At 39.7% G+C, this 19,238-nt stretch carries 20 protein-coding genes, 4 tRNA genes and 2 pseudogenes; 9 read left to right on the top strand and 17 right to left on the bottom strand.

The features are described 5' to 3' along the window. Positions 1-12: 12 nt before the first annotated feature. Positions 13-2,157: an anaerobic ribonucleoside-triphosphate reductase gene (gene nrdD / locus ACLKL2_RS16605; RefSeq protein ID WP_413692521.1), complete on the bottom strand. Its 2,145-nt coding sequence runs from the start codon at positions 2,155-2,157 to the stop codon at positions 13-15. A 279-nt stretch (positions 2,158-2,436) separates the two neighbouring features. On the opposite strand from nrdD, the gene rsxA reads away from it, so the two are divergent. The 8 genes and pseudogenes from rsxA to nth all read left to right on the top strand — a co-directional run bounded on the left by rsxA (position 2,437) and on the right by nth (position 9,456). Then, a complete protein-coding gene (gene rsxA / locus ACLKL2_RS16600; protein WP_113820170.1) occupies positions 2,437-3,015 on the top strand; it encodes an electron transport complex subunit RsxA in 579 nt (192 codons plus the stop codon). Further along, positions 3,012-3,583 (top strand): annotated as a pseudogene (rsxB, locus tag ACLKL2_RS16595) (electron transport complex subunit RsxB). The gene rsxA and the pseudogene rsxB overlap by 4 nt, the downstream one beginning before the upstream one ends. A gap of 1 nt (position 3,584) precedes the next feature. After that, positions 3,585-6,122 carry an electron transport complex subunit RsxC gene (gene rsxC / locus ACLKL2_RS16590; protein ID WP_413692520.1) on the top strand — a complete coding sequence of 846 codons (2,538 nt, stop codon included), beginning with the start codon at positions 3,585-3,587 and terminating at the stop codon, positions 6,120-6,122. A gap of 86 nt (positions 6,123-6,208) precedes the next feature. Continuing rightward, a complete protein-coding gene (locus ACLKL2_RS16585; RefSeq protein ID WP_413692519.1) occupies positions 6,209-6,361 on the top strand; it encodes a hypothetical protein in 153 nt (50 codons plus the stop codon). 6 nt (positions 6,362-6,367) lie between these two features. Then, positions 6,368-7,423, top strand: a complete 1,056-nt coding sequence (rsxD, locus tag ACLKL2_RS16580) for an electron transport complex subunit RsxD (protein WP_413692517.1) — start codon at positions 6,368-6,370, stop codon at positions 7,421-7,423. Continuing rightward, positions 7,420-8,055, top strand: a complete 636-nt coding sequence (gene rsxG, locus ACLKL2_RS16575; RefSeq protein ID WP_413692516.1) for an electron transport complex subunit RsxG — start codon at positions 7,420-7,422, stop codon at positions 8,053-8,055. Before rsxD ends, rsxG begins: the two co-directional genes overlap by 4 nt. A 41-nt stretch (positions 8,056-8,096) precedes the next feature. Continuing rightward, positions 8,097-8,782: pseudogene (locus tag ACLKL2_RS16570) on the top strand (electron transport complex subunit E). Then, positions 8,782-9,456 carry an endonuclease III gene (gene nth, locus ACLKL2_RS16565; protein WP_413692515.1) on the top strand — a complete coding sequence of 225 codons (675 nt, stop codon included), beginning with the start codon at positions 8,782-8,784 and terminating at the stop codon, positions 9,454-9,456. Before ACLKL2_RS16570 ends, nth begins: the two are co-directional and overlap by 1 nt. A gap of 10 nt (positions 9,457-9,466) precedes the next feature. Here the strand turns inward: nth and alaE are convergent, their stop codons facing one another. After that, positions 9,467-9,913 (bottom strand): L-alanine exporter AlaE, encoded by a 447-nt coding sequence (alaE, locus tag ACLKL2_RS16560; RefSeq protein WP_413692514.1) that lies wholly within the window; start codon positions 9,911-9,913, stop codon positions 9,467-9,469. A gap of 223 nt (positions 9,914-10,136) precedes the next feature. Between alaE and ACLKL2_RS16555 the strand changes: the two genes are divergently transcribed. Continuing rightward, positions 10,137-10,742 (top strand): DUF3157 family protein, encoded by a 606-nt coding sequence (locus tag ACLKL2_RS16555; protein ID WP_413692513.1) that lies wholly within the window; start codon positions 10,137-10,139, stop codon positions 10,740-10,742. A 187-nt stretch (positions 10,743-10,929) separates the two neighbouring features. Here ACLKL2_RS16555 and ACLKL2_RS16550 read toward each other — a convergent pair whose 3' ends face one another. The 15 genes from ACLKL2_RS16550 to tolR form a co-directional block, all read right to left on the bottom strand. After that, positions 10,930-11,349 (bottom strand): GFA family protein, encoded by a 420-nt coding sequence (locus ACLKL2_RS16550; protein WP_413692512.1) that lies wholly within the window; start codon positions 11,347-11,349, stop codon positions 10,930-10,932. A 127-nt stretch (positions 11,350-11,476) separates the two neighbouring features. Beyond that, positions 11,477-11,779 carry a hypothetical protein gene (locus tag ACLKL2_RS16545; RefSeq protein WP_413692511.1) on the bottom strand — a complete coding sequence of 101 codons (303 nt, stop codon included), beginning with the start codon at positions 11,777-11,779 and terminating at the stop codon, positions 11,477-11,479. A gap of 28 nt (positions 11,780-11,807) precedes the next feature. Next, on the bottom strand, positions 11,808-12,014 hold the full coding sequence (locus ACLKL2_RS16540; protein WP_413692510.1) for a hypothetical protein: 207 nt from the start codon (positions 12,012-12,014) through the stop codon (positions 11,808-11,810). Between the two features lie 302 nt (positions 12,015-12,316). Then, positions 12,317-12,817 (bottom strand): DUF1456 family protein, encoded by a 501-nt coding sequence (locus ACLKL2_RS16535; protein ID WP_113820179.1) that lies wholly within the window; start codon positions 12,815-12,817, stop codon positions 12,317-12,319. Positions 12,818-12,876: 59 nt separating this feature from the next. Further along, positions 12,877-13,935, bottom strand: a complete 1,059-nt coding sequence (gene nadA / locus ACLKL2_RS16530; protein ID WP_413692509.1) for a quinolinate synthase NadA — start codon at positions 13,933-13,935, stop codon at positions 12,877-12,879. 105 nt (positions 13,936-14,040) lie between these two features. Further along, positions 14,041-14,116: transfer RNA gene (locus ACLKL2_RS16525), tRNA-Lys, on the bottom strand. Positions 14,117-14,167: 51 nt separating this feature from the next. After that, positions 14,168-14,243: transfer RNA gene (locus ACLKL2_RS16520), tRNA-Lys, on the bottom strand. Positions 14,244-14,296: 53 nt separating this feature from the next. Beyond that, positions 14,297-14,372 (bottom strand) — tRNA-Lys (locus tag ACLKL2_RS16515). A gap of 53 nt (positions 14,373-14,425) precedes the next feature. Beyond that, a tRNA-Lys gene (locus tag ACLKL2_RS16510) sits at positions 14,426-14,501 on the bottom strand. Between the two features lie 514 nt (positions 14,502-15,015). Continuing rightward, positions 15,016-15,195, bottom strand: a complete 180-nt coding sequence (locus ACLKL2_RS16505; RefSeq protein ID WP_413692508.1) for a tetratricopeptide repeat protein — start codon at positions 15,193-15,195, stop codon at positions 15,016-15,018. Continuing rightward, positions 15,195-15,743, bottom strand: a complete 549-nt coding sequence (locus ACLKL2_RS16500) for a YbgF trimerization domain-containing protein (protein ID WP_413692507.1) — start codon at positions 15,741-15,743, stop codon at positions 15,195-15,197. The genes ACLKL2_RS16505 and ACLKL2_RS16500 overlap by 1 nt, the downstream gene beginning before the upstream one ends. Positions 15,744-15,750: 7 nt before the next feature. Next, positions 15,751-16,305 carry a peptidoglycan-associated lipoprotein Pal gene (gene pal, locus ACLKL2_RS16495; protein WP_113820182.1) on the bottom strand — a complete coding sequence of 185 codons (555 nt, stop codon included), beginning with the start codon at positions 16,303-16,305 and terminating at the stop codon, positions 15,751-15,753. A 30-nt stretch (positions 16,306-16,335) separates the two neighbouring features. Further along, on the bottom strand, positions 16,336-17,655 hold the full coding sequence (gene tolB / locus ACLKL2_RS16490; protein WP_413692506.1) for a Tol-Pal system beta propeller repeat protein TolB: 1,320 nt from the start codon (positions 17,653-17,655) through the stop codon (positions 16,336-16,338). A gap of 3 nt (positions 17,656-17,658) precedes the next feature. Next, entirely contained in the window at positions 17,659-18,801 is a 1,143-nt protein-coding gene (tolA, locus tag ACLKL2_RS16485; protein WP_413692505.1) for a cell envelope integrity protein TolA, read from the bottom strand. After that, positions 18,802-19,233 (bottom strand): protein TolR, encoded by a 432-nt coding sequence (gene tolR / locus ACLKL2_RS16480; protein ID WP_413692504.1) that lies wholly within the window; start codon positions 19,231-19,233, stop codon positions 18,802-18,804. Between the last annotated feature and the right edge of the window lie 5 nt (positions 19,234-19,238).

Genomic DNA, 19,238 nt, shown 5'->3' with positions numbered 1-19,238 from the left:
CAACTAACACCTCTATAAATGCTTTACTCTTCGCTTAACTTCCTCTTGCTTACCTTCGTTAAAAGGCCGCGCATCTGGGCTACCTAAATAACCACAAACACGTCGTGTTACTGCTACTTTTTCCGGATCTGAGTTACCACAGTTTGGACATACAAAGCCTTTACTGGTGCATTCAAACTCACCAGTAAAGTCACATTCGTAACATTCATCAATGGGTGTATTTGTCCCGTAGTAAGGCACTCGGCTGTAACTATAATCCCAAACATTTTCTAAGGCTTTTAAGTTATGTTGCATATTCGGGTATTCGCCATAACAGATAAAACCACCATTGCTGATTGCAGGGTAAACCATTTCAAAATCTATTTTATCGTAAGGGTTGACCGATTTTTCCACATCTAAGTGGAATGAGTTTGTATAATAACCTTTATCCGTTACACCATTCACAATACCAAACTCTTTGGCATCTAAACGACAAAAACGGTCACATAAATTTTCCGAAGGAGTGGAATATAAACTAAAGGCATAACCCGATTCTGCAGACCAATCTTGAACAGCTTGTTTCAATACGCTGAGTATTTGTTGAGACTTTTGTTGCTTAACTCCATTATCAAAAATATGCTGATCATGACCAAATAAAGCATTTACCGTTTCATGCAAGCCAATATAGCCCAGAGAGATTGAAGCACGGCCATGCTTAAATACATCAGCCACGCAATCATCAGCTTTTAATCGAACCCCACAAGCACCTTCCATATATAAAATAGGTGCAACGCTTGCTTTAACATCACTAAGTCGACTAATACGAGTATCTAACGCTTGCTTTGCGAGTTTTAATCGTTCATTTAACATCTGATCAAAGAGTTTTACATCTCCCTTTGCTTGCAGCGCAATACGAGGTAAGTTAATACTTACCACCCCGAGGTTCCCCCTGCCATCGTGAATCAATTCAGAGTCTATTTCACCTGCTTCTGTCAGAGAGGTTTGTTGGTAGCGGTCGAGGAAGCTTCGGCATCCCATTGGTGTTTTAAAGGAACCAGTCACCTCAACGACTTTGTCATAATTTAAAATATCAGGGTACATTCGCTGCGAGGCACAACGTAACGCCAATTGCTTGATATCGTAGTTTTGGTCATCCTCTTTGAGATTGATGCCGTTTTTAATAGCAAACACTAACTTCGGAAAAATAGCGGTTTTTCTGTTCTTGCCTAATCCAGCAATACGATTTTTTAAAATGGCACTTTGAATTAAACGCGACTGCCAATCGACTCCTAATCCAAAACCAAAAGTAACAAAAGGAGTCTGTCCGTTAGCTGTGTGCAGAGTATTCACTTCATACTCTAATGATTGAAACGCGTTATAACATTCAATTTCCGTTTGTTGTGTTGCAAAGGCATGAGCATCTTCAATTGACCACTGTTTAGCGGTAAGCAGATGCTTTTCAAAGCTTTTTGTCACGTAAGGTGCAAGTATTGTATCAATGCCATTAATGGTTGTTCCGCCATAAATATGGCTGGCAACCTGGGCAATTATCTGCGCTGTCACTGCTGTTGCCGTTGAAATTGACTTGGGCTCTTCAATCTCCGCATTACCCATTTTAAAACCTTGAGTAAACATCCCTTTAATATCAATCAACATGCAATTAAACATCGGAAAAAATGGTGCGTAATCTAGATCATGATAATGAATTTCACCGCGATCATGCGCTTGCACTACATCTCGTGGCAACATATAAGATTTAGCATAATGCTTAGCAATAATGCCGGCTAATAAATCACGTTGAGTGGGAATGACTTTGCCGTCCTTATTAGCATTTTCATTCAACAAAGAGGCATTACTTTGTGCTATCAAACCATCTATTTCATAGTTTAATTTACTTTTCCGTTCGCGTGCAATATCGCGATCATGTCGATACTCAATATAAACTCGCGCTAACTCAAGGTGGCCATTTTTCATCAGGCAGGCTTCAACGGCATCTTGAATATCGTGTATATCGACACTTTGTTGTTGAAGTAATGAGTTACTTACTTCATGTGCAATTAACTCCGGTTGTACTTTATTATCATTAATCGCCTTTGCAGCCTTACTAATTGCTACTTTAATTCGCTCTCCATCAAAGAGAACTTGGCTACCATCTCGCTTAATCACAACGGGTTTCATCAAACACTCCAAAACACAATATATAGTGACAAAGAACTATACGTAACACTAAATATAGATTATTGATGTGAATCAAGTTTATAAAAGGCGTATCCTTAATAGTAAATAAGTGCAGGATTTATCAACAAAATTCAGTCTTGATTTTTTTAATCACAGAAGAAATCAGGCTATCACCAAAATTGACTGCATTTTGACACTGAAATGGGTAGATTTTGTTGTTACAATAGCCCTCTTTTTTATGCATAAAATAACCTACAGTCAGTAGTGGAATTATTATTTATGAGCGATTACTTTTTACTCTTTTTTGGCACAGTGTTAGTGAACAACTTTGTGCTAGTAAAGTTTTTAGGCCTATGCCCATTTTTAGGGGTGTCTAATAAGATTGAAACAGCCGTAGGTATGTCTTTAGCGACCACCTTTGTTTTAACCTTAACGGCGGCGCTTTCCTATATTGTAAATACTTACTTACTTGAGCCACTAGGTTTACATTATTTGCAAACATTGAGCTTTATCTTAGTGATCGCCGTAGTAGTACAATTTACAGAGATGGTCATGAATAAAACCAGCCCTACGCTATATCGTTTGCTGGGCATATTCTTACCGCTAATCACCACTAACTGTGCGATTTTAGGCTTAGCCTTATTAAACTTAACTGAGCAACATAACTTCGCGCAGTCTGTTATCTATGGTTTAGGTGCAGGCGTAGGTTTCTCTTTAGTGCTTATTTTATTTTCTTCTATTCGTGAGCGCCTCAGCGCAGCGGATATTCCGTTACCTTTTAAAGGAGCATCTATCGCTATGATCACAGCAGGTTTAATGTCATTAGCATTCATGGGCTTTACTGGGTTAATTAAATGATCATCAGTATTGTAATTGCCATTGTCACCTTAGGTGTTTTAGGGCTGATTTTTGGTTCCCTATTAGGCTACTCATCAATTCGTTTTAAAGTAAAAGAAGATCCAATCGTAGAAGAGTTGGATGCGATGCTGCCACAAACACAATGTGGGCAATGTGGTTACCCAGGTTGTAAACCGTACGCAAAAGCCATTGCAGAAGGTGATGATATTAATAAATGCCCCCTGGCGGTGAAGCGGTAATGCAACAATTAGCAGACCGTATGGGCATTGAACCTAAGCAATTAGAAGGTGAAGAAAAACCTAAAATGATTGCCTTAATACGAGAAGATGAATGTATCGGCTGTACTAAATGTATTCAGGCGTGTCCCGTAGACGCTATTTTAGGTGCCACTCGACAAATGCACACAGTGATCACAGACGAATGTACTGGCTGTGAACTATGTGTAGCACCATGTCCAACAGATTGTATTGATATGTTACCGATTCAAATTACCACACAAAACTGGCAATGGAATTTACAGACTATCCCAACAAAAACGATTACAACCGACAGCAGTAACGAGCCGTAACATGACACAAAAAAGCAATTTATTAAGTGATAAAAAATTAGAGCAGATTGCGGCTGGTAAAATGTGGGATTTTCACGGTGGTGTGCACCCTGAACAAAATAAACTGCAAAGTAACCAAAGTCCTATTACCGATGCGGGTATTCCAGAAGAATTGATCATTGCCGTTGAGCAAAAAGGTCATATTCCGCAATTACTGGTAGCAGTAGGCGATACCGTATTAAAAGGCCAACCTTTAACCAAAGTGTATGGTGCCTTAGTTGTACAACATGCAAGTAGTTCGGGTGTGGTCAAAGCCATTGAGCCAAGAACTGACTGCCACCCTTCGGGCCTTCCAGTGTTATCGATAGTGATTGAGACCGATGGTTTAGATAGACCTTTCCCTTCTCAAGGTTTTAGCGATTATCGTCAAGAGATGCCAGCCACCTTAATCGAAGCGACTCAACAAGCAGGTATTGTGGGTTTAGGCGGCGCAGGTTTTGCTACGCATTTAAAATTAGCACACAGTGAAAACCGCTTATTAATCATCAATGCCATTGAATGTGAACCTTACATCACAGCTGATGACCGTTTAATTCAAGAGCATGCCGATGAGATAATCGAAGGCATTAATATACTGCAACACATTTTACAGCCTAAATTAACCATATTTGCTGTTGAAGATAACAAACCGGAAGCCATTGAAGCATTCACTAAATCATTACAAAGCATTCCCGGTGCTGCGGACAACATCTTATTACGTGTTATTCCAACTCGTTACCCTTCAGGAAGTGCGAAACAACTGATTGAAGTGTTAACTGGTGAGCAAACACCAATCAACAAACACTCTTCAGAATTAGGCATCTCTATGTTTAACGTCGGGACAGCCTTTGCCGTTAAAGAAGCCATCATCAACGGTAAACCACTGGTTTCACGTATCGTCACTATTACTGGTGACGCCTTTGCCCGTAAAGGTAATGCCAGCGTGCGTATCGGTACACCGATTCAACACTTATTAGATACTTATTGGTTAAATGCTTTACATCACCAACAATTGATTATTGGCGGCCCAATGATGGGTTTCACCGTTAGCGACCCAAGTATGCCGGTATCAAAAACCTGTAACTGTATTCTTGCGCCAACGGAAAAGGAGTTACCGCAACCAGAGCCTGAGATGAACTGTATCCGTTGCAGTGAATGTGCAGAGGCCTGTCCAGTAGAGCTATTACCGCAGCAGTTACTTTGGTACTCACAAAGTGAAGACCATAAAAAACTAGAGGAATACGACCTATCTGCCTGTATCGAATGTGGCGCTTGTGCTTTTGTGTGTCCGAGTCATATTCCTTTAGTTGAATATTACCGTGTTTCTAAATCACAAATTAAAGCTGCTAAGTTTGAAGCTGAAAAAGCTGCTATTGCTCGTAAACGCCATGAAGATAGAGAGCGACGTTTAGAAACAGAGAAACAGCAACGTCAATTAAAACACAAGTTAGCCGCTGAAAAACGCAAAGAACAAATGCAAGATAAGAATGGTGGTGAAGACTTAGTTGCAGCGGCCTTAGCCCGAGCTAAAGCCAAAAAACAAGCCAATAGCGAAGCACCAGCAGAAGCTGGCAATAAACCAACGGCAGCAAATAGCCAAGTTGCAGCAGCCATTGCCCGTGCAAAAGCCAAGAAACAAGCAGCAGATAGCGGGACTCAATCAGAAAATAATGTAGATGCAGATCCGAAAAAAGCCACTGTCGCTGCTGCTATCGCACGAGCTAAAGCGAAAAAACAAGCAGCAGCAGAGGCTAAAGCGCAATCAGATTCATCTGAAAATAATATTGAAACTGATCCAAAGAAAGCAGCGGTAGCAGCTGCCATTGCTCGCGCTAAAGCGAAAAAACAAGCAGCAGCAGAGGCTAAAGCGCAATCAGATTCATCTGAAAATAATATTGAAACTGATCCAAAGAAAGCAGCGGTAGCAGCTGCCATTGCTCGCGCTAAAGCGAAGAAAAAAGCAGCCGCAGAAGCTAAAGATCAGCCAACAACATCAGACGCTTCAGAAGATAACGTTGAAGCTGAAGTTGATCCTAAAAAAGCGGCAATCGCTGCAGCTGTTGCTCGCGCTAAAGCGAAGAAACAAGCAGCCGTAGAAGCTAAAGATCAGCCTACAACATCAGACGCTTCAGAAGATAACGTTGAAACTGAAGTTGATCCTAAAAAAGCGGCAATCGCTGCAGCTGTTGCTCGCGCTAAAGCGAAGAAAAAGCAGCCGCAGAAGCTAAAGATCAGCCTACAACATCAGACGCTTCAGAAGATAACGTTGAAACTGAAGTTGATCCTAAAAAAGCGGCAATCGCTGCAGCTGTTGCTCGCGCTAAAGCGAAGAAAAAAGCAGCCGCAGAAGCTAAAGATCAGCCTACAACATCAGATACTTCAGAAGGTAATGTTGAAACTGAAGTTGATCTTAAAAAAGCAGCCATCGCTGCAGCCGTTGCTCGCGCTAAAGCGAAGAAACAAGCAGCTACAGAAGCTAAAGAGCAAGCTTCAAGATCAGATTCAACAGACAATGACCTAGAAAATGGCGTTGAAGATAAAGCAGAAGTTGATCCTAAAAAAGCAGCCATCGCTGCAGCCGTTGCTCGCGCTAAAGCTAAGAAAAAAATGGCTGAAGAAGCTAAGGCACAACCTGCACAATCACAAGCTGGCTCGGTATCAGAAGAACCAGTAGAAGAAAATCCTGTGGATGACAAAAAAGCAAGAATAGCGGCAGCCATTGCCAAAGCAAAAGCCAAAAAACAGGCAGAGAAGGATTAATAAGTTATGGCATTTTTCAGTTCGACCTCACCGCACCAACGTATAAGACGCCGTACGCCTGACATCATGAAAATGGTTGTATTAGCTTTAATACCTGGTGTGCTTGTACATAGCTACCTGTTCGGTCTAGGCATCTATGTACAAATCGCACTAGCGATAGCAACAGCTGTTGCATCGGAAGCTATTTTTCTTACGTTACGCAAGCGCCCTTTTATCAATAGCATTAAAGATTATACGGCAATTGTCACTGCGGTATTATTAGCTATCTCTATCCCCTCGCTTGCACCATGGTGGGTGATTGTGATTGGTACCGCCTTTTCTATTGTTGTAGTAAAACAACTCTACGGTGGGCTTGGACAAAACATTTTCAATCCAGCTATGGCCGGATATGTGTTGTTATTAATCTCATTCCCAGTGCAAATGACCGCTTGGTTGCCTATTGAGTCAATGCAGGCCTTTCCAGTGACAATCAATGATACATTGAGCTTAATCTTCACAGGTTACAGTATCGACGGTTATAGCGTAACTCAAATTAAGACATCAATTGATGGCTTTACCTTAGCGACACCATTAGAAACCATTCGTAATGCGCTACACGTAGGAGACACTATTTCTGACACACTGAAAACCACCTTATTCAGTCCAGACTCACAGCAAGGTAGCCAATGGGTTAATTTAGCCTTCTTAGCAGGCGGCCTTTACTTACTCAAAAAACAGATAATTTTGTGGTACATCCCAGCGAGTTTCTTAGTAGGTATGATTGTTTACTCTTTCATCCCTTTTGCAACAGATCCTGAGTTGTTCCCTTCACCGCTTTATCATTTATTCTCAGGCGCAACTATGCTTGGTGCTTTCTTCATCTTAACCGACCCTGTTACCGCCAGTACTACAGTAAAAGGACGTATCGCCTACGGGTTACTATGTGCATTATTAGTGGTGATTATTCGTGATTTTGGTGGTTACCCTGACGCAGTGGCTTTTGCAGTGTTACTAGCAAACATATGTGTGCCATTAATTGATTACTACACCAAACCTAAAGTTTATGGGAGAAGACGCTCATGATGATGCCAGCAATCAGCCGTAATGCGCTATTACTTGGTATATTTGCAGTACTTTGTACAGGTGCAATCGCCTTGGTAAATGTATTAACGCAACCTGTCATTCAACAACAGGAACAAATTGCCTTACAAAACAATATTAATGAGTTAATCAAACCAGATCGTTATGATAACAACATCATTGAAAGCTGCTTTACCGTAGTTGATAGCGAATTATTAGGTGATTCAACCCCTAAACAAGTGTTTATCGCTACCCAATATAATCAACCTGTGGCCGCTTTAATTCAGAGCAGTACCTTCAAAGGTTACTCAGGTGAGATTAAATTGTTAGTAGGTATTTATGCCGATGGCACAGTGGCAGGCGTGCGTATCAATAGCCATACTGAAACACCAGGGTTAGGCGATAAAATACAAACCAATAAATCAGATTGGATCTATTCATTCGATGGTACTGACTATCAAGCTGATCAAGATGATAAATGGGAAGTGAAAAAGAATGGTGGTAGTTTTGATGCCTTCACTGGCGCAACTATCACACCACGTGCAGTAGTTTTTGCCGTTAAAAATGCACTGATGTATTTTAACCAGCATAAATCAACCCTATTCAATACAGCAGCAACTTGTGGAGAGCTATAATGACACAAGAAAACAAAGCGAATGCCACTATCGCGAATGATATGACGGAAGAGATAGATGCAGAAGAAGTAGCACCTCAAGCCGACGATACGGCTATTTATAAAGACTTAAGCCAGCAAGGTTTATGGAAAAATAACCCGGTATAGTGCAGTTACTAGGCTTATGTCCCCTACTAGCCGTGACCAATACACTAACCAATGCACTGGGTTTAGGCTTAGCCACATTGTTTGTGGTAATTGCCTCTAACGTGTTAATTTCATTAATTAGACACTATGTGCCTAAAGCAATCCGTATCCCAGTGTTTGTATTGATCATCGCCTCTTTAGTAAGCTGTATTCAATTATTAATGAATGCTTATACTTACCAACTATATTTATCGCTAGGTATTTTCATTCCATTAATTGTAACCAACTGTATGATCATTGGCCGTGCTGAAGCATTTGCCTCAAAAAATAACGTTAAACACTCTGCCTTTGATGGCTTGATGATGGGCTTAGGTTTCACTGCCGTATTAATCGTGTTAGGCGCTGCACGTGAAGTACTGGCACAAGGTACACTATTTGATGGTATCGAAACCTTATTAGGTGACTGGGCAAGCTTTATGACCGTTAGCCTTTACAATACAGACACTAGCTTTTTAATTGCGGCTTTACCACCAGGTGCCTTTATCCTGATGGGTTTAATCATCGCCTTTAAAAACAGCATTGATAACATATTGAAAAAATAATGAATACTATAAAACGTAAACAGATCTTAACTCGCTTAAGAGACAATAACCCTCACCCAGAGACAGAGTTAAACTTCAGCTCTCCCTTTGAGTTATTAGTTGCAGTGACTTTATCGGCACAAGCTACCGATGTTAGTGTTAATAAAGCCACTGACAAACTGTTCCCTGTGGCGAATACACCAGAAGCGATTTACGCATTAGGTGTTGATGGGTTAAAAAACTATATAAGAACCATTGGCTTATATAACAGTAAAGCTGAAAATGTCATTAAAGCCTGTAAGATGTTAATCGAACTTCATAACAGTGAAGTCCCGCAAGACAGAGACGCACTGGTTGCTCTACCAGGTGTGGGTAGAAAAACCGCTAACGTTGTATTAAACACTGCTTTTGGATGGCCAACCATCGCCGTTGATACGCATATTTTCCGTGTTTCTAACCGCACTAAGTTAGCCATGGGTAAGAATGTCGATGATGTAGAGAAGAAGCTATTAAAGGTCGTTCCAGCGGAATTCAAAGTAGATGTACATCACTGGTTAATATTACACGGTCGTTATACCTGTATTGCTAGAAAACCGCGCTGTGGCTCATGCTTAATAGAAGACCTGTGTGAGTTTAAAGAAAAACCAGCTATTAAACATTATCGCAATCCATCAGTCATAGATTGCGATGCTTAACTTTCACCGTCTAATCAAAAGGCATTGAATCCGCTTTTACCACCTTATTTTCAATAACAGAGACACCCGCCCACTTTCGTACCAACTCAAGATAAACGCCAAATGGACGACTGATCACCAACATGATTAAAGATGAGGATGCGATTAAGCTCATAATCTCTTTACTATCGGCACCTGCAATAACCAGTGTTAACACATAAATAGGCACCTGAAAGATCATAAAAGCCAAACTATCAACAAGCGTATTACCCCACCCAGTTGTTGGCTTTGCTGCTTTGAACAAAAAGTCTCGCCAAATCCCATAAGGCCGAGCAGTAACCACCATCATAGGGATCATGATCAAGCGCGTCACTAATACTTCATAAGGATCCATTCCTGCAATAAACAGCTCCGTAGAAGCTGCAAGCAATGTAAAGAACACAACCGTCGCAACTGTATCAATAATAAAACAACGCATACCCTCTCCCTTTAACGACTTTCAATAACCCTAACGATGCAATCGTCACTATTTACTTAACAAACTATGCGAATCAAGCTAACAATGTAATGCACCTGAATGGCAGTGACTCTCTTTCATGAACAAATACCTGACTCAATTCAAGCAACACTAACTTGCCTTTATTGAGCAGAAAGATATTCTGTATTATTCATATTAAATAAAATTATAAAAGTTGAAGTTTATGCCCTTTCGTTACCTAAGACACACATTATTTATTCTACTCGGTTCAGCGACCTTTGGACTTTCCGCAGCAAGTATTGGCACAGTAACGTTAGATAACGGCGCCACAGTTCAATTAAACGATGACCACACGTGGGAATATATCGCGGTTAACGCTGAGATAACTACAAAAGCTGAGAATACAATTGCACCAGCCGTCATCGCCCCGACTACAGTAATACCTGCTAGCACAGAAAAAACAGCAAAAGATAAATCATCACTAGTGCGTTCAGGATTGTTAAATACGGCCGTAAAAAGTGATGTCAAAGTGACCTTTACTGAAGCCACTTGGCGAGAGCAATCCCTTGGTTTGAAGTTTGCCTTATCCAGTAATAACTCAGAGGGTGTGGTAATAGTAAAAGTCGCAGTCACTTTTTATGATGATGAAGCTAAACAAATTTCCGAACAAACCTTCAACGTATGGCAAGCCAGCTACAGATTACCAAATACTTATCTTCGCCAAGGTGAAACAAGAAACAGCCGAGTCATTTGGGTTGATGGTATCGACAAAGCTAACTGGACAGATAAGTTACTCAGTCTGAAAATCGTTGAAATAGAAACTCGTTAGTTTTTTATGTTTAAGAGTAATGAATTGTTCAATGGGAGGGTTGTACTCGTATAGTGAGTTCCCCTTTTGGAGAAACTCAACAAGCTCACGGCGCATAATAAGAAATTTATAGTTAGCTAAACACTGAATGTAGTGAAGACAGCTAACTGTAAATTTTACTGCAGTAATGACTTGTTAACTGTACTTGCTACGAAGGCTGCTTATCGAAAGTTTTAACGCCCTCAGGAACCTGATACCAATCTTGCTTTTCACTAAGCCACACATGCACAGTTGGCTTTATTATACGAGTGTCTGATAAGTTGCTTGGTTTTAGTTTTAGCTTATCAGGTTCATTAGGGTCGAAATGATAAAGCCTATTGCCGCATGACGGGCAAAATTTAGCGCCATTAATATTCCCACTATCCGAGGGACGACTCCATTCTTTCATTACCCCACTAAATTTAACATTTTTAGTTGCCACGACCGCTGTGATACTAAATGCACTAGTAGATAACTTTTGACACTCTTTACAATGACAAGCGACGACCATTAAAGGTGGTTCAAGAAGCTCATAAGTTACTTCGCCACATTGACAAGCACCTTTAATAGGGTATTTAACGCTTTCCATGATCGACTCCAATGTTTAGGTACAGCTAATGCCACATTAAGTAGACAAAATTGATTTGTTGTAATGTATAGCGAAGCGGAACGTAATCCGCTGTTTTAGTTACGTTTAAACGCTTTATTATATAAATTTACTTCGAAAGAACATCTTCAGTTAGATATTTAGTTTGTGCAATAATTATAAGCGTTTTTCCTAGTATGCCTTTGAAGTCAAAATATGATAATTCTTTAGAAATTGTACTCTTAGTCCAAGCTATAAATTTCTCACGATGTTCAATGTTATTTGTATGCGCAAGGTCACCATAAAGAGAACCTTGGTAAATATCCCGGTTGGACATTCTTTCACCATCGTAAATAAGTGGTGAATCAGAGTTCCAATACTTTTTAATCCAAGCCTGCATCTCTATTTGTGCTTCTAATTTATTATCATCCACTTTAAGCTTTTTAAAGTGTGAATGTAAATTATTGATACGGAAGTGTTCGTTTTTTTGAAAAAAATCTATGCGTCAAAAGAAATGCATCAAGCCCTTCGTCAGTTGGACCTACGTAATCTAATACTTCTGCTCCAATTGTGACTTTATGCTTCTTTTGCATTTGCTTCGAAAATGAGCTGGCAATAAGTTTGTCTGCTTTGGAAACGAATAACTCAAGTACTTCTTTAGAATGCATAGCTAAACTCTAGATTCATATAACGAGGCTGTAGAACTTCTCATTCTCAGCCTGATTTTTTAAAATAAAAATCACATTAATTCATATTTACTTGAGATTCAAATAGATTATTCCCTTTCAATAAATAGTTGATTAAATTGAGTTGTAAGAGTTTTTATGAGGTTAATTAGATCACAGGACTATATCCGATATTTACACAAGTTTTCATTTTTTAAATACACTAGAAGATACTTGCAAGCAGCAGATATAAAAAAACCGAGTTAATTAACTCGGCTTTGATATTGGATTGAAGCTAAATAAATTTACTCAGCGTCAACTGCGTCAGTACTTGGTTTAGTTCCACGGAACTGCACTGTGATACCGTCAATAAAGCGACGTAGTAGTTGATCGCCACAAGGCTTGTAATTACGGTGATCAGACTTTCTAAATAATGCAGATAACTCGCCTTTAGATACAGGGAAGTTAGCTAATTTAAGCGCGTTTAACATATCTTCATCTTTAAAGTTTAACGCAATGCGTAATTTACGAAGAATATCGTTGTTAGATAAAATCGCTTTAGCAGGTAATACAGCTGGTACTGCGCCCTCTTTACGGCCACGTTTTTCATAGATTAAGCCGTCAAGAAACAAGGATAAAACGCTGTCACGGCATAGTACAAAACCTTCCGCGTCTTCTTTAGCAATAATACTATGTAAAAAATCAACGCTCATTTCGTTATCAACTGAAGCAAAGATGGCTAGCATTTTTGTATCATTTAATTGCAGTGCATAACGTACACGGCGTAAAACATCATTAGTAATCATAAATTCTCAATAAGTTGAGTGATAGTAAGCTCATTCTGTGAGAGCTTACAATAAAACGCTTACGCGTTACCTTTAACTTTTAACTGTTGCTCAGCGGCAAAGTTTAACATTCTATCTAAAGACACAAGTGCACCTTTAGCAACATTAGGGTCAACATCTATCTCATGCCCTGATGCATCGTTTAATGAGTCGTATATCGCTTTAAGGCCATTCATTGCCATCCAAGGACAATGAGCACAGCTACGACAAGTTGCACCGTTACCAGCGGTTGGTGCCGCCATCATCTCTTTGTCTGGACACGCTTGTTGCATCTTGTAAAAGATACCAGTATCAGTCGCGACAATTAACTTTTTGTTTGGTAATGTTTGTGCCGCTTTAATTAATTGGCTAGTAGAACCAACAGCATCAGCTAATTTAACAACACTCTCTGGTGACTCTGGATGAACCAGTATAGCAGCATCAGGGTAGATTGCTTTCATATCGCGCAATGCACTCGCTTTAAACTCATCATGCACGATACAGTCGCCTTGCCACATGATCATGTCTGCTTTTGTTTCACGCTCAATGTAGCTACCTAAGTGGCGGTCAGGTCCCCAAATGATTTTTTTACCTTCGCTATCTAAATGCTCAACGATCTCTAACGCAATGCTCGATGTCACGACCCAATCTGCGCGTGCTTTAACGGCTGCCGAAGTATTTGCGTAAACCACAACGGCACGTTCTGGATGTTCATCACAAAAGGCAGAAAACTCTTCCACAGGACAACCCACGTCTAAAGAACAAGTTGCAGCTAGCTCGGGCATTAATACGGTTTTGTGTGGTGTTAATATTTTTGCTGTTTCACCCATAAAGCGAACACCAGCAATGATTAATGTTTTTGCTTTATGATCTCGACCAAAGCGAGCCATCTCTAAAGAGTCTGCAACATAACCACCAGTTTCTTCAGCTAAAGCTTGGATTTCAGGATCGGTATAATAATGAGCGACAAGTACCGCATCTTTTTCAACAAGTAGTTTTTTGATTTTAGCTTTGTAATCAATCTTTTCCTGTGAAGTTAATTCAACAGGTTTACCAGGAAATGGATAATCAGATCCAACAAGCGGGGAAAATTGGCTCATTATTAACTCTTAGATATAGAAAAATGGGTGCAGATTATAGCAACTTAGGAGAAAAAAGTAATGAATATTTGCTAGGAGTAGATATATAAAGGTGGAAGTAAAAGGTGGTGGGCCGTGAAGGATTTGAACCTTCGACAAATGGATTAAAAGTCCACTGCTCTACCAACTGAGCTAACGGCCCATATAGTTTTATATGGTTTTTTTAACTCTACAACTGAGCTTTATATAAAATTGGTGGGCCGTGAAGGATTTGAACCTTCGACAAATGGATTAAAAGTCCACTGCTCTACCAACTGAGCTAACGGCCCATATAGCTTTATATGGTTTGTTTTTAACTCTACAACTGAGCTTTATATAAAATTGGTGGGCCGTGAAGGATTTGAACCTTCGACAAATGGATTAAAAGTCCACTGCTCTACCAACTGAGCTAACGGCCCATATAGCTTTATATGGTTTGTTTTTAACTCTACAACTGAGCTTTATATAAAATTGGTGGGCCGTGAAGGATTTGAACCTTCGACAAATGGATTAAAAGTCCACTGCTCTACCAACTGAGCTAACGGCCCATATAGTTTTATATGGTTATGGTTTTGTTTAATGAAGTTACTTTTAAATTAAAAGTGCTTCAATGGCTCTACCAACTGAGCTAAGGGCCCATATAATTTTATATGGTTTTGGTTTTTTTAATGAAGTTACTTTTAAATTAAAAGTGCTTCAATGGCTCTACCAACTGAGCTAAGGGCCCATATAATTTTATATGGTTTTGGTTTTTTTAATGAAGTTGCTTTTAAATTAAAAGTGCTTCAATGGCTCTACCAACTGAGCTAACGGCCATATAATTTTATATGGTTATGGTTTTGTTTAATGAAGTCGCTTTTAAATTAAAAGTGCTTCAATGGCTCTACCAAATGAGCTTTAGTTTAAGCTAGAACATGATTTGCATCACGTGTTGCTCTCAACTGCGGCGTATAATATACAAATATTTTCAGAGCGCAACAAAAAAATGCGACTTTTATTTCATGTGCTGAGAAATTAAACAAAATCAGATTTAAGCACAATTAATCTAGATAAAATATGTGCTTAAAGTGCCTTTAAACGTTTAGCAGCTAAGTTGGCTGCAGATGAACTTGGATACTCAGTGACCGTCTTCTGATAGAAAGATTTCGCAGAATCAATCGAACCAGCATATTCATCAATGATACCAATTTTAAATAGTGCATCAGCGCGTTTATTAGAATCAGGATATTTTTCCGTGACCACTAAGAATGCAACTTTAGCTTCATCTCGTTTTTTTCTTTGTAGAGGAGTTGCCCTAACCAGTATTGCGCGTTCGGAACATAACTTGATTCAGGGTAATCAATAACAAAAGCTTCGAAGGCAGTAATTGCCTGAAGGTATTGCTTATCATTAAGCACTAAATCAACAGCGGCTTGATAAGCAGCTTTGTCTGTACCAGGAGCAGCTGGTGTTGCAGATACAGCAACAGGTTGTGAAGTTTGCTGACGTTCATCTAACATTTGATAGAGATTACGTTGACGCTCTTCAATTTGCTCTAGGTCATTGGAAAATACTTCCATTGAACCTTTAATTTGATTTATCTCTTGGCCTAATTGATCTAACTGAGTTTGAAAACGAATTTGCATTTTATTGCGTATCGTCATTACTCTAGTTAGCTCATCCATACGTTTTAGTAATTCAGCATTACTAGCCGTACTGACTGTAGCATCTGAAACAGGTGCCGCAGCATAGCTTGGAAAAGAGAAAAAAGCGGTCAAAAGCATGACCGCTGATAGATTACGTTTTTTCATATAGAAATTAGTAAACTAATTCTGCACGACGGTTTTCAGCACGAGCTGACTCGTTGTGACCTAGGTTAACAGGCTTCTCTTCACCGTAGCTTACTACAGTGATTTGGCTTGCTGAAACACCCATGTTTTCTAGGTAAGTAGAAACAGCTAGACCACGACGTTCGCCAAGTGCGATGTTGTACTCTGGCGTACCTAATTCATCAGCATGACCTTCAACAGTGATTGATTTATCAGTGTTGTTTACTAAGTATTTAGCATGTGCATCTAAGATAGTTGCGTATTTAGGAGAGATAACTGATTTATCAAACTCAAAGTTGATAGTTGTCTCTAAAATCGCACTAGTGTATTGCTCAACTAATTTTTCTTCAGCAGTTAATTCAATTGCTTGAATTGTATCTGTTTGAACTGCATCTTCAGCTGCTTTTTTAGCTGCTGCCGCTGCTTGCTCAGCTTGTAGCTTCGCTGCTGCTTCTGCATCCGCATCTGTAGTTGAAGAACAAGCACCTAATGCTAACATTGGTAGTGCAATTAATAAGCCTTTTGAAATCATAGATAGATTCATTTTATTTCCTTAGTACGTTTTTAATTAAAATTATTGTAAAAATGGTGACCATGCCGGTGATTTAACCTCACCATTATTCGCTGGTATATTTGCTTTAAATCGACCATCCATCGAAACTAGTGCTAAGCCTTGTTTACCTTGATAAACAGTGCTGTAAATAATCATACTGCCGTTTGGAGCAATACTTGGTGACTCATCTAACTGTGTTTTTGTTAATGTTCTTAACTCACCAGATTCAAGGTCTTGCACCGCAATCATATAATTCCCATTATGACGACTTACAAGTACAAGATTATCACCATCTGGGGTCATTGTTCCACCTAAATTAAGATCGCCCTCCCAAGTTAGGCGTTTTGCTTTACCCGTTGCTAAAGACACTTGATAAATCTGTGGTCTTCCGCCTCGTTCAGATGAAAATATAATCGACTTTCCATCTGGTGTCCAACTAGGTTCAGTATCTATGACACGATTATTTGTCAATCGTTTCAATGCTTTTGTCTTTATATTAAAAGTATATATCTCTGGTTGTCCATCTTTCGACAACACTAATGCGAGTTGAGTTCCATCTGGTGACCAAGTTGGCGACCCATTAATTTTCGGGAACGAAGTCATTAACTCACGTTGTTGTGTGTAAAGATCTTGTATGTACACCTGTGAACGACGTTTTTCAAAGCTTACGTAAGCTAATTTACGACCATCTGGAGACCAAGAAGGTGACATAATTGGCTGCTTCGAACGTAATACTAGTTTCTCACCTTCACCATCATAATCAGAAATACGTAACTGATAAGGGTGTGTGCTAGTTCTGTCTATCGCCACATACGCGATGCGTGTTAAAAAAGCACCTCGTTCACCGGTTAGTTTTTCATAAACGATATCACTAATACGATGCGCGTACTGTCTTAACTGGCTTGTTGATATAGTACTACGACGCTTATCCATCACAGGATCAAAATTAGGCATATTCACGTTACCAGTTAATACGTCTAACAACTCAAAAGTAACTATATATTTACCGGCAGTGGTATCTGGTTTTACTTCACCCATTACTATTGCTTCAACACCTAACTCCGTCCACGCAGAGTAATCAATATCTTTACTGTTAGAAGGTGTTTTTGGCATTTTATCAATTGATAAAGGACTGAATTTACCACTGCGTTGTAAATCAGCAGCAACAATCTCAGAAAAATTCTGTGGCTTTTTGCCTTTGCCTAGCCATTTAAAAGGAACAACAGCAATAGGACGCGCACTATTGACCCCTTCTGTAATTAAAATTTCTAAACGTGCTGATGCGTTGCTTGAAGCAGCGATCAATATAATTAAACTAATTAATCGAACAAACATGTTCATTCCTTATAGGTCTGGCTCTAATGTAATATCGAAATCCCTAAACTGACCACTAATCTCTGGGTCTTTAGGAATAGGTAACGTTTTAGCCTGTAGTGTTGCTCGACGAGCAGAATCACATAACTTTTGATCACCTTTACTCATCACTGCACTTAATACTAAGCCGTTAGAAGCTAACTTAATTGCTAACGTACAAGTTTGTCCGCTCATACTTTTATCAACCTTCCAATTACGACTTATTTTAGATCGAATTAACGCTTGATATCTAGCGATCTCAGATGTTTGCTTAGCACTTCTTGCGCTTGAAAAATCATCTGAAAACTCAGCCTCCATTTGTCTATCAAGCTCTTCTTGTCTTAATCTTTCTTTTTCAGCAGCCGCTTTTTGTTTAGCAATTCTTTCTGCTTTCTCTTTCGCTGCTTTCTCAGCGGCTAATTTTTCGGCTTTTGCTTTAGCAGCCTTTTCAGCAGCTAATTTATCAGCCTTCTCTTTCGCCGCTTTTTCTGCGGCTAATTTGTCTGCTTTCTCTTTCGCCGCTTTTTCTGCCGCTAGTTTGTCAGCTTTCTCTTTCGCAGCTTTCTCTGCGGCTAGTTTGTCAGCTTTTTCTTTGGCAGCTTTTTCAGCGGCTAATTTATCCGCTTTTGCTTTGGCAGCTTTTTCAGCAGCTAATTTATCTGCTTTAGCTTTTTCTGCTTTTGCAGCTTCATCTGCTTTTTTCTTTTCCGCTGCAGCTATCGCTGCTTGTTCAGCTTGTCTTTTCTCTTCAGCTTCCTTTGCTGCCGCTAATTTTTCGTTTTCAATACGCTGCTGCTCTTGTTGTTTACGTACTGCTTCCTCTTTCTCAGCTTTTAGCTTGTCATCTTTTTGCTTTTGCACCAGCGCCTGTTGACGTTGCTTTTCAGCTTCTTGTTGTGCTTGTAACTCACGTTGTTGATCTATTATTTTCTGCTGAGCTTGCTTTTGTTGCTCAGAATGCTTTGCCATACTATCAAGCATATCTTGATTAATAATGGTGGCATCAATGATCGACGCTGCCTCTGGTTTATCCCTAGGCAGCGAAAAATCAATATTCATCAACAACACACCGCCAATAATGAGGTGCAAAGCAAATGCGGTAATAAATGCAATAATGTTTGTACTATTTTTCATCTATTCGTCGGGCTCTGTCATTAAACCTAAAGAAGGCACACCAGCTTGTTGCAGCAACACCATCAATTTCACAACACTTTTATAATCTACATCTCCATCACCTTTCACAATAAATTGTGCGTCAGGATCAAGTTCAATCTGCCCTTCAACAAGTGATGACATTTGCGATGCATCTAGCGGTGTATCAGACTCATCACCGACACTTAGATAGTAACGCCCCTGTTTATCAATCGAAGCAATTAAAGGCGGCTTAGAATCTTCAGGTAATGACTCAGCAGCAGCTTCTGGTAAATCAACTTTAACACCCTGCGTAACTAACGGTGCAGTTACCATGAAGATGATCAGTAGTACCAACATAACATCGATATAAGGTACTACATTGATTTCCGCAATAACGCGTTTTCGTCTAGGCGTTCGATAAGAATGTCGCATAATAG

The organism is Psychromonas sp. KJ10-2, from assembly GCF_047323255.1.
Taxonomy (GTDB): Bacteria; Pseudomonadota; Gammaproteobacteria; order Enterobacterales; family Psychromonadaceae; genus Psychromonas.
Note: the sequence above shows the minus strand (reverse complement) of the source record. Positions and strands in the feature narration are given on the sequence as shown.